At 34.1% G+C, this 14,569-nt stretch carries 15 protein-coding genes; 3 read left to right on the top strand and 12 right to left on the bottom strand.

Annotated features, from left to right (window positions below):
* Window positions 1-208: 208 nt before the first annotated feature.
* From FHQ18_RS07045 to FHQ18_RS07000, 10 genes are read right to left on the bottom strand one after another with little or no spacing between them, the layout of a single operon-like run.
* The gene (locus FHQ18_RS07045) at window positions 209-1,207 is read right to left on the bottom strand and encodes an MBL fold metallo-hydrolase (protein WP_149266463.1); all 999 of its coding nucleotides are present in this window, start codon (window positions 1,205-1,207) and stop codon (window positions 209-211) included.
* Complete coding sequence (locus FHQ18_RS07040; RefSeq protein WP_149266462.1) at window positions 1,197-2,741, bottom strand: bifunctional aminoglycoside phosphotransferase/ATP-binding protein; 1,545 nt, start codon at window positions 2,739-2,741, stop codon at window positions 1,197-1,199. The genes FHQ18_RS07045 and FHQ18_RS07040 overlap by 11 nt, the downstream gene beginning before the upstream one ends.
* Complete coding sequence (locus FHQ18_RS07035; protein WP_149266461.1) at window positions 2,741-3,256, bottom strand: cysteine hydrolase family protein; 516 nt, start codon at window positions 3,254-3,256, stop codon at window positions 2,741-2,743. The genes FHQ18_RS07040 and FHQ18_RS07035 overlap by 1 nt, the downstream gene beginning before the upstream one ends.
* Window positions 3,253-4,101: a deoxyribonuclease IV gene (locus FHQ18_RS07030; RefSeq protein ID WP_246798679.1), complete on the bottom strand. Its 849-nt coding sequence runs from the start codon at window positions 4,099-4,101 to the stop codon at window positions 3,253-3,255. Before FHQ18_RS07030 ends, FHQ18_RS07035 begins: the two co-directional genes overlap by 4 nt.
* Window positions 4,101-5,096, bottom strand: a complete 996-nt coding sequence (gene fbp / locus FHQ18_RS07025; protein WP_149266460.1) for a class 1 fructose-bisphosphatase — start codon at window positions 5,094-5,096, stop codon at window positions 4,101-4,103. The genes FHQ18_RS07030 and fbp overlap by 1 nt, the downstream gene beginning before the upstream one ends.
* Before the next feature lie 9 nt (window positions 5,097-5,105).
* The gene (locus FHQ18_RS07020; protein WP_223144593.1) at window positions 5,106-6,677 is read right to left on the bottom strand and encodes a SpoIID/LytB domain-containing protein; all 1,572 of its coding nucleotides are present in this window, start codon (window positions 6,675-6,677) and stop codon (window positions 5,106-5,108) included.
* Entirely contained in the window at window positions 6,658-7,767 is a 1,110-nt protein-coding gene (locus FHQ18_RS07015; protein ID WP_149266458.1) for a flagellar assembly protein T N-terminal domain-containing protein, read from the bottom strand. Before FHQ18_RS07015 ends, FHQ18_RS07020 begins: the two co-directional genes overlap by 20 nt.
* 38 nt (window positions 7,768-7,805) lie before the next feature.
* Window positions 7,806-8,843, bottom strand: a complete 1,038-nt coding sequence (locus FHQ18_RS07010) for a polyadenylate binding domain-containing protein (protein ID WP_149266457.1) — start codon at window positions 8,841-8,843, stop codon at window positions 7,806-7,808.
* Between the two features lie 15 nt (window positions 8,844-8,858).
* A complete protein-coding gene (locus tag FHQ18_RS07005) occupies window positions 8,859-10,073 on the bottom strand; it encodes an S-layer homology domain-containing protein (protein WP_149266456.1) in 1,215 nt (404 codons plus the stop codon).
* Window positions 10,074-10,085: 12 nt separating this feature from the next.
* Window positions 10,086-11,294, bottom strand: a complete 1,209-nt coding sequence (locus tag FHQ18_RS07000) for a CsgG/HfaB family protein (protein WP_149266455.1) — start codon at window positions 11,292-11,294, stop codon at window positions 10,086-10,088.
* Between the two features lie 142 nt (window positions 11,295-11,436).
* Between FHQ18_RS07000 and FHQ18_RS12975 the strand changes: the two genes are divergently transcribed.
* On the top strand, window positions 11,437-11,568 hold the full coding sequence (locus tag FHQ18_RS12975) for a nuclear transport factor 2 family protein (RefSeq protein ID WP_149266580.1): 132 nt from the start codon (window positions 11,437-11,439) through the stop codon (window positions 11,566-11,568).
* A gap of 28 nt (window positions 11,569-11,596) precedes the next feature.
* A complete protein-coding gene (locus FHQ18_RS12970) occupies window positions 11,597-11,779 on the top strand; it encodes a nuclear transport factor 2 family protein (protein WP_149266579.1) in 183 nt (60 codons plus the stop codon).
* A 22-nt stretch (window positions 11,780-11,801) separates the two neighbouring features.
* Here FHQ18_RS12970 and FHQ18_RS06985 read toward each other — a convergent pair whose 3' ends face one another.
* Window positions 11,802-13,064: an ammonium transporter gene (locus FHQ18_RS06985; RefSeq protein ID WP_149266454.1), complete on the bottom strand. Its 1,263-nt coding sequence runs from the start codon at window positions 13,062-13,064 to the stop codon at window positions 11,802-11,804.
* A gap of 211 nt (window positions 13,065-13,275) precedes the next feature.
* Here FHQ18_RS06985 and FHQ18_RS06980 point away from each other — a divergent pair, with 211 nt between their 5' ends.
* Window positions 13,276-13,875, top strand: coding sequence for a 50S ribosomal protein L25 (locus FHQ18_RS06980; protein ID WP_149266453.1), 600 nt, complete (start codon window positions 13,276-13,278; stop codon window positions 13,873-13,875).
* Between the two features lie 345 nt (window positions 13,876-14,220).
* On the opposite strand, the gene FHQ18_RS06975 is transcribed toward FHQ18_RS06980, so the two are convergent.
* A complete protein-coding gene (locus tag FHQ18_RS06975) occupies window positions 14,221-14,568 on the bottom strand; it encodes a cupin domain-containing protein (protein WP_149266452.1) in 348 nt (115 codons plus the stop codon).
* Window position 14,569: the final 1 nt, after the last annotated feature.

Genomic DNA, 14,569 nt, shown 5'->3' with positions numbered 1-14,569 from the left:
AAATCCCCATAAAACCACCATGGACGGCGGTTTTAGAGGGATTTACCTCGCAGTGGCACTGGACGTGCCATGAGAATGAGGAAGATATTTTATCTCTGGCTTTTTTTGAGTAATTCATTGAAATTAATAACATTTTCTAGCTCTATGTCAAAAAAATGGGGTGACTCCAGAATAGATATAAGATATGCTCAAAAATTACTGTAAATATTTATAATGTTTTTAAAATCTTATCTGAAATACCTGAATACAAATTTGCAAAAAACTTTCCCTTATCCTTTTCGTATTTTGGAGAAAAATGAAAAAATTTAACATAAATAGAATTACTTGATGCAAAAATTTCTTTGGCAAGTTCAACTGTCAAATGTTTTTTATAAATTGCATCTATTATATCACACTTTAAAAACATTGCCTCAATAAGTAATATAGATGAATTCTTAGCAAAATTCACAGCTTTTACAAAATTTTCATAAGTTGGTGCAATATCGGTAATATATGTAATATCTTGCGGCTTTTTATATATAACAAGCTCTTCTTCAAGCTGTTTAAGTGCAATTTCTTTCGTTCCATCTACGGTTTCTACTGGAATCATTTCATTCAAATCGGTGCAGTTTCTAAGTTTTGCTTTCAAAGTGCTGAGCCAAGGCCCTGGTATATAGCCATACTTATCAAATACATCCTTCTTTATATTCACATGTTTATCTTCTTTAATTCTATAACCCACAGAAATTATGTCATGATCAAAAAATTCATATTCTAAAATAAAACCGTCCTCAAGCTCAATTCTATCTATAACATTCTCCTCAAAATAAGGGATAAAACCATCTTCCGCATTAAAAAACGCTTGTTTTATCTTACCATCACCACGTAATTCAACCACTTCAATTTTAAATGTATAATTTTTTATCAAATTCCAGGTGTATCCCTGTATCTTACCACTTACATTATTTATGATACCAGGAGGGCCAAAAATTCTGATTTTTTTATCAGATCTTAGAGAACCTCTTAAAATTCTATCAAAGCCATAAAAGTGGTCAATATGTGTATGTGAAACAAAAATATCTGAAATACTAAGAATTTCAGAATTTTCTATATTACCAAGTCTGCCACAATCAAGCAAAAAAGCCTGTCTTTTGTAAACATTTCTAACAAAAAATGCTGTATCCTCAAAAGGGGAATTAATCTGTTTTATTGTAAAATTATGCCTCATTATCTAAAATAAACTCAACTATTCTTTTTATATTTTCTTCAATACTTCCCGTGGTCTCCACCACCAAATCAGCCATATTTCCAGTTTCAAAGCTATTTACTTGCTTATCTAAAAGTTCCAATCGCCCATCCGAAACAGATACTTTGTCCTCTCTTCTTATAAGTCTTTTTTTAAGAACTTCAAGTGGTGCTGTAAACATTATTTTATAATAACGTAATTTTTGTTCATCAAGCAAAGAAAAATATTCTTTCTTTGAAAAACTCCCATCAATAACGACAGCTCGCCCAATTCTATTTAAGTGATTAACTTTTTTTGCAATATGCCCATAAGTTTTTAAGCTATTTTCGTAACTGTACAACCCTTTATTAAAATCAACTTTCACCGATTCTTCAGGATTATATCCAAAAAGTAATTTTCTTTCCACATCTGTATTTATATGTCTAAAAGGAAATTTCTTGGTAAAATATTTTGAATTCTTTGTCTTTCCAGACCCCATAATACCATAAAAAACATAATTTTTAAGTCCATCCATATTCAAAGCATAAACAAAGGCAGCATCTAACAATCTATCTAAATTCTGTTTTGTTACTTCATAACCATCCCATTCTTCCCCCTTTTCTTCAAGAAGAAAACATGTAACCTTAGCTCTCACATAAGCCCGGTAACATCTGTAAAAATTTAACAATTTTCTACTATTTTCATCGCTGAATACTGAAAAAAATCCTTCTACTATATTATCAGAAATCTCATAATAACCTTTTGTATCCAACTCCATACTCAAAAAAGCAATCTCAGAAACAACATCATTGAATCTAAATCTTCTGTTAAACTCAATACAATCAAGAAGCCCTATCTCCTCTCCATCAAAATAAACATGGTCAATACGCAAATCGCCATGTCCATCCTTCACAAAACCTTCTTTTACTCTTTTATCAAAAAGTGATTTATTATCATTTAAAAATTTTAACGTTTTATTCTTTATAAAATCAAAAATCTTTTCATCGATTAAATTACCCACATATTTTTCAGTCTGAGTAAAGTTCTCCTCACAATTAAACTTTACCACATCATAAGAACCATGCTCCATTGCCTGCTCAATAGGTGTCTCAATCTTCCTGAAAAGACTTGCAATTTGTCTTCCTATTTCATAGGCTTTTTCACTGTTGATCTCTCCATTTTTTAATTTGGTGCTAAAAAAATCTTCATCTTTTATCCTTCTCATCTTTACAACATAATCAATAGCAAACATCGTGTTGGTATGTGGCACAAGTTTGAACTCTTTTCCAAATTTTATTATTTTCAAAACATCCAGATAAACATCTTTGCTAAATCTAGAATTTAACTCTTTTTCCAGTATGCAATATCTTCTTCTGCTTTTTGAAAGCCTGTAGTCCAAAAAACCAAAATCAACCGGTTTTTTTAACTTATACACATATTCATCTGTTATCATTGCATAGGATATATGTGTTTCTTCAATTCTCTCAGGTTTAACAAGCTCCTTTAAAATTATAGCTTCAGGAGATAAATCTTTCATTAAATCAACTCCACCATATGAACTTTTTCCAGTTGATAAATACCAAATTCATGTGTCTTTTCATCAAGCCCAGTTATACAATCCTTTGGCACTATAACTTTATATCCAAGACTAACTGCATCAGCTACTGTATACATAACACAAATATTTGTAACCACTCCTGTTACAATTAAAGTATCCACACCCAAATCCTGGAGCAAATCATTTAAGTTTGTATTGAAAAATCCGGAATATCTTGTTTTCTCCACAATGTAATCATCTTTTTTAGGCGCCAATTCATCAACTACCTTTGCCCCCTCTGTATTCTTTACACAATGTTTGGGCCAAATTTTAAACTCAACATCATCTTCATCATGGGCATCACACACATAAATTACCGGATACCCATCTTTTCTTGCCTTCTCAATTTCTCTTTTTATATTAGGAATAATATTTTTTGCATCTGGTACTTGTAATGGAGCTCCATCCAAAATAAAGTCATTTAACATATCAATTACTAAAAGCGCCTTTTTCATAACTCCCTCCTCAGGGACTTTAAAATCTCTACCTGCACTTTATAAGTTTCATCATTATCAATTGGTGTTTCTAAAACTCCAAGCACTCCACCTAACCTTTTATCATTCACCACTTTTTCAAAAAATTCCAAGCCTAAAATCCCTCTTCCAATGTACTCATGTCTATCTACCCTTGAACCACAGTTTTTATTGGTATCATTAAGATGAAATACCTTTATTTTATCTCCAAATTTACTTATAAAAAGATCTATCACCTCGTCATAGTTGTTTTTTAAATCATAACCTGCAGCATAAAGATGTGCCGAATCAAGACATATTCCAATTTTTTCAGAGAATTTTGAATGTTCAATGACATAGTGTATATGCTCCCATTTATATCCAAGATTTGTACCCTGTCCTGCAGTTGTCTCAAGTAACAGCATAACATCAAAATTGTATTCTGAATATATTTTATCAATATTGTTTACAAGTTTTTTCAAACCGTATTCTTCCCCCTCACCAAGATGCGAGCCTGGATGCATTACATAATAAGGTATTTTAAGCTGCTCACATCTAGACATTTCATCAATAAAACACTCAATGGATTTTTCTTCAGTGTCTTTTCTTGGAGAACAAAGATTAATCAGATATGAACTATGAGCACATATTCTATCGATTCCAAAAATTCTCGCCTTCTCAATAAATCTATTTATATCATTTACAGTTAAAGGTTTTGCTTTCCATCTGCTAGCATTTTTTACAAATATTTGAAGACATTCATCACCATCAGATATGGCAAAATTTATACTTTTGTAAACACCACCTGCAATTGATTCATGGGCTCCAATAAACATGAGGCCTGACATCAGGCCTCATCCCTCATAAACTTTAGAAATGTTTCTACTTCCCACCTTGAACCAATAATTAGTGGTGTTTTCTGATGTAATTTTTCAGGTTGAATATCAAGAATCATCTCCTCACCATCTGTTGCAAGGCCACCAGCCTGTTCAACAATGTATGCTAAAGGATTTGCTTCATATAATAATCTAAGTTTTCCTTTTGGGTTCTTTGAATCTCCAGGATAAAGAAATACTCCACCTTTTAAAAGATTTCTGTGAAAATCAGCCACAAGTGAACCGATATACCTTGATGTATACTGTCTCTCCTCATAATTTTTAATATACTCCACATACTTTCTTATTCTTTCATTCCATCTATGATAATTTGCCTCATTAATTGAATATATTTTACCATATTCAGGAATTTTTATATTTGGATGTGATAGTAAGAACTCACCTACACTTGGATCCAAAGTAAAACCATTCACTCCATTTCCAGTGGAATAGACAAACATTGTACTTGAACCGTAAATCACATAGCCAGCGCCCACAAGATTTCTACCTTTTTGTAGAAAATCTTCTTTACAACCATTCCCTCCTTCACTAACCCTTTTGTAAATCCCAAAAATAGTACCTATACTGATATTCACATCTATATTACTTGAACCATCAAGCGGGTCAAATACCACTACATATTTCCCCTTTGGATACTTTTCAGGAATTTGTATTACCTCATCTTCCTCTTCACTAGCCATAGCACATACCTTACCAATATGATCAAGAGCCTGTATCATCTTGCTATTTGCATATACATCAAGTTTCTGCTGCTCTTCACCATGAACGTTTATAGAATCAGTTTTACCAAGGATATTGATTAAACCAGCTTTATTCACCTCTCTACTTATTATCTTAGCGGCAAAAGCTATTTGCTCGAGAATAATCGTAAAATCACCTGTAGCTTCAGGATGTTTCCTCTGCTCTTCAATTAAAAATCTTCCAAGACTTGTAATCCCTTTTTGCATCACATACCCTCACCACATTTTTTTCAAGACAGCACCTTCATAATAAAATTTTAGTATTTCGTCAAATCTTTTTCCCATTTCTCCCAGAGCCTTGCCTCCCCATTGAGAATAACCAATACCGTGCCCAAAACCTCCTCCAGTAAAAACTATATTATTACCCTGTTGGCTTATTTTGAAAAGGATATCGTATAACCCTACAGCCCTTCTCACCGTAGTATACGTTCTCATCACTTTACTACCACCTGAATGGATTATTTTCACTTTTATTACCCTACCAGCAGGCGTTACTTTATACGGCTGAATAGAATAAATAGTCCCTAGATTTACACCTTTTTTCTTTAAATAAATTTCAATTTGGCTCAAAGTCGCTTTTTTAGTCCATCTACCCATCTTTTCTTTAGCACTGTAAGGATCTGGTTTAGAACGTAAATATGGATATCCCGAACCAAAAATATACCTAGGATCATCTATATACCATCCTGTACTTGCAGTAAAAAAAGATAAAATGGGTCTATCTCGGTATGTTAATACCAATCCTGTAGTTTCAGCTACTGCTCTAATCCCCTTATCTGTTTCATTTCTTACTCCGTTGTAAGCCTGATCCCCCTCACTATCCACCACATCATAGCTCCAATCTTCCCTGTGTAATTTCTGATACAAAGCATAAGTCCTAGCTGCCACTGCTTGAGCTTTCAATGTCTCTAATGGCCAGCCGGAAGGCGATTCACTTGTCACAACACTCTTTAAATAATCTTCAATATTTAAAATATTAACCACATATAATTTACCTTTTTTAACAAAAGCTTTGAAATACCCACGATACTTCCTAAAACTCTTCTTTTTATATATAGATAGATAACTACCGTTACTGTAAATAAAAAGCGTCTGTGTATTAATTGGCCTGTAATTAACCATTATCGACTGACCACTTGCAGAAAGATTAAGAACACCATTATATTGATAAAGTATTCTTCCTGCTGTATCTTTCAAAATCATATTCCCTTTTAGTTTTGCAGCTTTGCCTTTGTACAACCTGACCCTTATATCAGGAGCATTTTTTATAGTAACAGGTGGTAATGAAAACCTTTGCCTAGGAGTATACAACGGTTTTTTTGTATATCTTTCAACAAAGAAAGAAGCAGTAAATCTGAACCTTCCCATTGGATAATACTGCAAATAAAGTTTGAAATACTGTAAAGCTTTTCTTTCATCTTGAAAATCATTGTAAAGTAAAGCTAACTTATAAAGAGCAGTCTCCCCTTGAGGTAAATCAGGAAATCTTTTAAATATTTCTTCATAAATATTAGCAGCCTCTTCTGGTTTATCGAGATAATGGGCAAAAAGTGTGGCTTTCTGCAAAAGGGCATCAGCCACAATATATTTGTTACTTGTTGCCTCAAGAGCTGTTTCAAAATACTCTAAAGCATCAAGATATTTTCCTACCTCCACATAATATTTTCCTTCAGCGATGGACTGACGAGCAAAAAGAATATCGGATACTTCACGATTACCACTCGTTGTTGAATTATCAGCAAACGCTACAGAACAAAAAACTAAAAAACTAATTAAGAATTTGTACATCAATCTCATATTCACTAAACTTTACCACTTTATAGTTTGGTCTGCTATTTATTGCAGCAGCTAGATACAGAGCCTTCTCAGGATATTCCACTAAAAAAGTATTTATACCCTGATCTTGTACAGACAAGACCCAGCTCACATATTGAATAAAATTTTTAAACTCCATCATTTTCTGCATATCACTCACATTTGTTAAAACCACTTTGATTTTCTTAGCAGAACCTTTAATTTTATTTATAATAATACTGACCAATTGGTTAGCTACCTTCTCACTCATATCTTCCAACATCTTATATGTCGCATCATCAACTGATGCCCCCATACCACGTCCAGATAAATAACCACTAGCTAGTATCACTCTTTGCCCCCTTCTCTCCGTAATCAAGCGATAAACCAACCTACCTGTTACAATATTGTATGGTAAACTAACCCCGTAACCTATGTTTTTACCCTCCTTTGCAGTCATTGTGGTAGTCACTTTGCCCACCAGCATCACATTTGATAAATATTGATATGCAAGATTTCTAATCATCAAGAAATTATTTGTTCTCAAGGCATGATCAAGCTGAAAGACAGTTACATTAGAACCACTTGCAATATCTATCACATCATAACCCTGAACGGATAGCTCATTTATCAATCTTTCACTCAAAGGATTAGATTCCTCCACTCTGCCATCAGGAAAAATCAGAGGTATTATCACGGATATAGCAGTATTTCTTGAAATTACACCCACAGCATCTTTAGCTTTGCTAGGAACTATAAAGGCATTAATCTGAACCCAGTAAACTCCTTGATTTTGTCCTTCTTTAACGATTTGAAACCCCTTAATAACTCCTTGAATTTCCGACTTTATTGCTTCATCCACCAAAATGGCATTTTGTACCACACTTTGTGCTTTAACTTTTACACCTGCCGCCTGTTCTAAAGCAGACCACTTTGCTCTTGCCACAGCTTGCAACTTTGCCGTTTGAACATCATCATTAATAATCTCAGCCTCACCATAAGCTTGTATAAATATCCCTTGTTCCCCCATCGAAAAAACAATTACAGGAAATAGCAACAGGACAAAAAATAGCAGTTTTTTCATATTACCCCCTTGATAAAAAAAAGGTAAGGGGAACCCCCTTACCTAAGAACAAATACTACTTTTGCACCCTCTAAAAAATTTGTTTTTTGATTTGATGCAAATACAGTAGTGGCATCATCGGCAGAAATTTTTACATCAGTATACTTTACAACCCCAATTGCTTTAACAATTAATGGGTTATTAACACCTCTTTCAGAAAGAATAGCTTTAGCTTTTCCTATTTCATTTGTGTAATCGCCACACCCTCTTTGAGCTAAAATATCTTCTGCAATCTTAGTAGGATCATATAATATTTCCCCTTTATCGCTTAAAATTCTGTTTATCAAAGCAGGCCTAAAGTTCGTTCCAGTAGTATCAACTATTAAACCATCATAAGCTCGAGGTGCTGGAGGTACAACTTGTGGCTGAAAAACAGGGGCAGGTGGAACAGCCTGAAATATTGCCTGTCTTGCGTTTTGATCTTGAAACATCGCAGTAACAAATGACTTTGTCCCTACTTCCAAACATACATACCCAACACCCTGAGTCATATCATAATATCTACCACACTCTCGTGCTCCTTGTAAGAACCCCTGAACTGTTGACCTTATTACATCATTTACTAATAAACCATTCTGTACAGTTGTATCACCAGCCACTGTCACTCCTTGAATTACTTCAAGGAGGTCTCTTTGAGCAATTACCTTTGCAGCCCTAAGAGCAGCATACCTTCTCTGCCCTGCTTCAGATTCCCCTATAACTCTTATATAACCAAGAGAAAATACTGCAGACGGATTAGTAATTGGTTGAGGTAAAGGTGGCATTCCTCCCTGCATCATTGGTTGCCCCATGGGCTGGTGCTGCATCATAGGTTGTCCCATTTGTGGATTATAAGGCCCGGCCCCGTATGGAGGCTGACCATATGGTTGTTGATAATTTTGCACAGATTGACCATATGGCTGAGGCTGTTGATATCCAGGATTATAAGGTTGTTGATACCCAGGATTATATGGCTGTGGTTGACCATAAGTTTGCGCAAAAACAAATGTTGCACATAAAACAATAAGTATTACAACTAATAATCTAGAAAATTTCATTTCGCCCTCCTACTCCTAGTACACATTAAGAGTTTGTCTAAGAACTCTTATAGCAAGTAATGCTTCCGCACCATCCACATAATCATCTGGTCTAAATTCACCGGATAGCTCTGTTTCCATAAGTCCTCTAGTTACTACGTTCATCACAGCATTAAACCATGGGGCAGTTGCTCTAACATCAGGATACGGAGAATTTTCTTGTCCAAAATATTTCCTTGGTAAAGACTCATCACCTGTAAGTTTTACTAGCACATCTTCCAGTATCAAAGCAAATTCTTTTCGTGTAAGAGGCTTATTAGGAAAGAAGAGATACGCCTTTGTTGTTTCATCATATATTGGTGATAATCCTCTTATATTCCATTTTAAAACAATTTCAATTTCAGGTCTAAATGGATTATTTAGAATATCTGCAGGTATAAATTCTGGATTCATTTTAGCAATTTTAGATTTTACTGGTATTCTTCCTTCCATAATTTTCTCAATTCTTAGCTCATCTACAAGTAAAGCTGCAAAATCTGCCCTTGAAACAGCATCTTTTACAGCAATTTTTTTACCCACATTACCAACAGTTATACCTGCCATTGCCCTAACAATTTTATCAGCCTTTTTCCACATTGTATTTGCCGATGCATGCCACTTACTCTGTCTTGACATATTTAGTACACCAGCAAAAGCATCTCTTGCTTTTTGAAACTTCTCACCTTTCAAATATGCCACACCCATAAAATATTCTAAAGCCTCAGGTCCCTGATAATAAGGAAGCTCATTGAAATTTACTCTTTTCTCAATATCTTTAGCGTCATCATAAAAATCTTTTACTTTATCAAGCCAGTCTTCTATCCTTAATTCCGTATACGTTCTAATTGCCGTTACATAATAAACATATTCCTGTGCTTTATTTTTTGCATATTTCTTTGCCTTTTTAAGACTTTCAAGGCTTCTTTCCACCCAAACCTGCTTTTCCCCCATATCATTTTTTGTATTTGCAATCATTGCAAGTGCCAATGATTTTCCAGCATAACCTGGAGAATATTTAGGATCACACTGTATCGATCTTTCAAACTTCATATTAGCATTATTCACATCACCTTTTTCTAACAATTCCATCCCAGTAAAATAGTTATGCTGAGGATTATCTGTAGGTAAATTACATACAGTTTTAGGTTTTGAACAACTAACAAAGATAAAAGCAGTAATTACAGTAAATAACAGTAAAATATTCCTTTTCATAATTTTATCCTCCTAGAACAATTTTTCCACAACTCCCTGACCATGAAGTTTTGCCCTTTTTACAAGGGTTCCTATTTTCAATCTTTGCTTATTTTTATCATCACCTTCAATTTTTACCCAGCATTGATTCTCATCTACCTGATCTGAAACAACCAATTTCACTGGTATCTTTGCTTTGCTACATGATACTGTTCCTTTAAATGGATCTTTGATTTCCATAAACTCATAAGCTTCAAGCTCTTGCCCAGGCTGAATTCCATTCATTGTTCCAAGATTAACTAAAGCAACTTCTTTATTCCCTCTAAGCTGAATTATATACCCCTTCACTGCAAACAAATCAGACAATTCAGGTTTTATATCTTCAGCAGCTTCACCCATAGCTTTTTTAGCTGCAGTAATTATTAATTCTGGATTGAAATATGGCTGAGTACCAGCTAATTCACGTCCTTTAACTTTTTTGGAAGCAATAATCTTTCCAGTTGATACATCAATAACCTGAACAGTCATTTCCACATTAACATTCCACCCTTCAGTTGCTGCTTTAACAGCAGCTTTTGTCAGAGAAAGAGCTAAATTCGCAAGAGCATTACCTGTATCGGTACTCTCACTTTTTGTAGGTTGAACATAGTTAGCTTTTATATTATCTACTGTACCTGTTATAATATAACTCACCCCAGCTATCTTTCCAAACTGTACAAGAGTATTAGGATCAGCTACATTCATCTGAAATCCCTGTTCTTGCATTACTTTTTTCATATTTGCTCTTGTAAAAACTTCAACACCACCCATATTTACAAGAATATCTTCTACTGCACTTTGAGCATACTCACCAATATTTGGGGCTATTTGACGCATAAATGTATTAATATTTTTTGAATATTTAATTTTAGTCTTACTTGCTGTAGCATATCCAATCCCAGCTGCCCCTGGTGCAACCACTACACCTGCCACACCTGCAGAAGTATGTGTTCTTGTCCCCTGCCCTTGGATACTAGTATTAACACCCGCCATTTTACCAAAAGTGGTATTATTTGCAAAATCCACAACAGCAACTCTCAACTTTCTTGTTTCATATTGTGCTTTACAAACCTCAGGTACCTGAACCTGCTCAGTGTCAGCAGAAACAATAGATAAAGACATAGGATCTACTTTCGGTGGACCACATGAAACTATCATCAACACAATCACCATTATACTAGCAGCAACAAGAAATTTTTTCATCAAGCTCCCTCCCTTTTTATTTTTACTTTTCATATGCCCAATATATTATATCATAAAAAAAGTGGTTGTAAAAAAAATTTTAAGAAAAACTGTTGTTGGTGAAAGAGAGCTTTAGAAACTTTTAGAACGCTATCTTTATGCAATATATACTGATGACTTTAAAACATACAAACAAACTTTTGTAGCCGATTCATCCATCTATGAATGTGAATGGTTTGTAGATTCTCATAGAATCGATAGTCTAAGCTTTCATGAGTTTATGATGAAAAAATGACTGGGCAGGTTCTTATAAAGGTTTTAATATATATCTGACAAATAACCACGCACAGATTTATGAAAACACAGCAATACTATTATCCTATACCCTAATTTTGTCTACAACTAAAATTGAAACAAATTATAAAGTGGTAAATGAAACAAGAGTTATTGTAAAATTTAACGGTGAATTAAAAGTTGTTCACATCCACAAAAGTCCAGGAAAATAAACATGTAAGGAAGATATCTTCCTTACATGTTGTAAGCATTCTCACCATGTTGTGATAAATCAAGCCCTTCAACTTCCTCTTCTTGATCAACTCTAAGGCCAACAATCCCATCTACGATTTTTGCAATAATCAGTGTACCAATTGCAGTAAATACTATTGTTACAAAAATACCCACAAGCTGATAAAAAAGTTGACTTACATTTCCTAAAAACAACCCTTTACCGTTAATTGAAGCAAATAACCCTGTCATTATTGCACCTATTAAACCACCAACACCATGCACACCTACAACATCTAATGAATCATCATAGTTCAATTTAAATTTTAACTGAATTGCATAATAACAAATAAAACCTCCCATAAACCCTATCAAAAGAGCAACCGGAGGTGTAACAAAACCAGCAGCATTTGTAACAGAAGCTAGTCCTGCAATAATCCCTGAACAAATTCCAAGAAAACTTGGTTTTGCATTCCTCATTTCAAGAACCATCCACATAAAGCCACCTGCAGCACCGGCAATAAATGTATTAACAAAAGCATAAAATGCAGTGGAGTTAACTGCCAGAGCACTACCAGCATTGAAACCAAACCAGCCAAACCAAAGTAACCCTGTTCCAATACCAGTAAGCACAAGATTGTGAGGTAAAAACTGCTTAGTTTGAAAACCTTTACGATTCCCAATTAGTAAAATCAAAGTTATTGCTGCAACTGCAGATGATAAGTGTACCACTAAACCGCCAGCAAAATCTAAAACCCCCAGACTTGCAAGCCACCCTGTATCTCCCCACACCCAATGCGCAAGAGGAGCATATATAAAGAGCGACCATAAAGCTATAACAATAACATATGCAGAAAACTTCATTCTCTCAACAACAGATCCACTAAATAACGCAACAGTTATGATAGCAAACATTCCCTGAAAAAAAGCAAATACTGATTCAGGGATAGTCCCATGAATATCGGTCATAAGAGCCTTATTCACAAACAAATACTTCATACTACCCAAAAATGCAGAACCATTCGGGCCAAATGCAATTGTATGTCCAAATAAAAACCACAAAACACCAACAACAGTCATTGAAACAAAACTATACGACATAGTTGATAAAATATTTTTTGCCCTTACCATACCACCATAAAATATTGAAAGAGCAGGCGTCATACCTAACACCAAAACTGCTGATAAAATTATCCATAAAGTATCAGCCTTATCAATTTTACCATCAGCAGCAAAAAGATTAACAGCACTACCCATAAAAATAATAAAGCTAAACCATCTCCTCATTAAAACCTCCATAATTGAATATATGATCACTAAATCAAAAAACATGCCATAATCAAAATATTAAAAGCTATTAATTTTACCATCTTTATATTTTCAACATATACATATCATGGGAAAAATTTAATCAGGCTCTGATTAAATTTTAATCAGCTCTTGACAGTAAAAAACAAGATATTAATTTAAAAATTGAAAATTTTAGTAGGAGGGGAATATGCTTCAAACAGTAACATGGAAAGCTATTCCTCGTAAAAATCACTCTAAAAGCCAAATCAAAAATATGCGAAAAAAAGGATTTATCCCCGCATCGATATCAGGTAAGAATTTTCAAAACATTGACGTATATCTAAATCAGACTGATGTTTCTAAACGCCCCGAAGGTGCATTTAAAATCAATCTTGAAATTGAAGAACTTAATGAATCAACACAGTGCATTTTAAAGCAAATCCAGTATGATTATATCAAAAATGAAATTTTGCACCTTGAACTTTATGCATTAAAACCTGATGAAAAAGTAGAAGTCTCTATTCCCGTTGAAATCGTGGGAAAAGCCAAAGGTGAAGAATATGGCGGTATTGTTAATCAGATAGTTGACCATATTGTAATAAGAACATACCCAGATAAAATCCCTGAATATATTGAAGTGGATATATCTAATTTAAATCTACATGAATCTATCAAAATTGAAGACCTAAAGCTTGATAATGAAATAGAATTAGTAGAACCCAAAAAAGGTGTTATTGTATCTATTTCAACATCTGGTTCAAGTGATAATGAAGAAGTAGCAACTAAACAGGAAGAAATTTCAGCTTAATATGAGATTCTGTAAGTTCAACAAAATCTTTATCAACTTCTATATTATACTTTCTAACAATAAAATCCGCAAAACCTCGTTTATATATACCAGAGAGAAAATATCTGACGGGTTTAAATCCCCATAAAACCGCCATTGACGGCGGTTTTATGGGGATTTACCTCGCAGTAGCACTTGATGTACCACGAGAATGAAGCAGTTATTTTCTCTCTGTTTTTTTTTTGCATAATTTATTGAAATTAATAAGCTATCCTTGCTCTGTATCCAAAAAAATGGGGTGACGCCAAAAACTTTAATTATCTATTATAATATAAAATTACACCCTTAAGATATACCTCTTTAAAATCAATACTCTCCTTTTGTCGGAACTATACAGATAAGCTCAAGATCTTCATTACCATCATTTTTAAATTGATGCACCAAGTTGGAAGGTACAAAAGCAACGCTCCCTTCTTCAATACTGTAATCTTTACCATCTATAAGAAGTCTACCAGCACCTCTAATAACGTAGTTTATATGAGGCCAAGGGTGTTTATGCTTAGGCGTATGTCCACCTGCTTCTATTCTAAAAACTCTCATTACATAATCATCCCACCCCTCATCTTTACCAATTGCAATTTTTTTAAATACTTTTACGGCTCCTTCCATATTCATTGGAACTTCTTTCATATCTTTCAGATGACCTAAAAACATT

The organism is Deferribacter autotrophicus (assembly GCF_008362905.1).
In the GTDB taxonomy this organism is placed as follows: Bacteria; Chrysiogenota; Deferribacteres; order Deferribacterales; family Deferribacteraceae; genus Deferribacter; species Deferribacter autotrophicus.
This window is presented reverse-complemented; position numbering and strand designations above follow the sequence as displayed.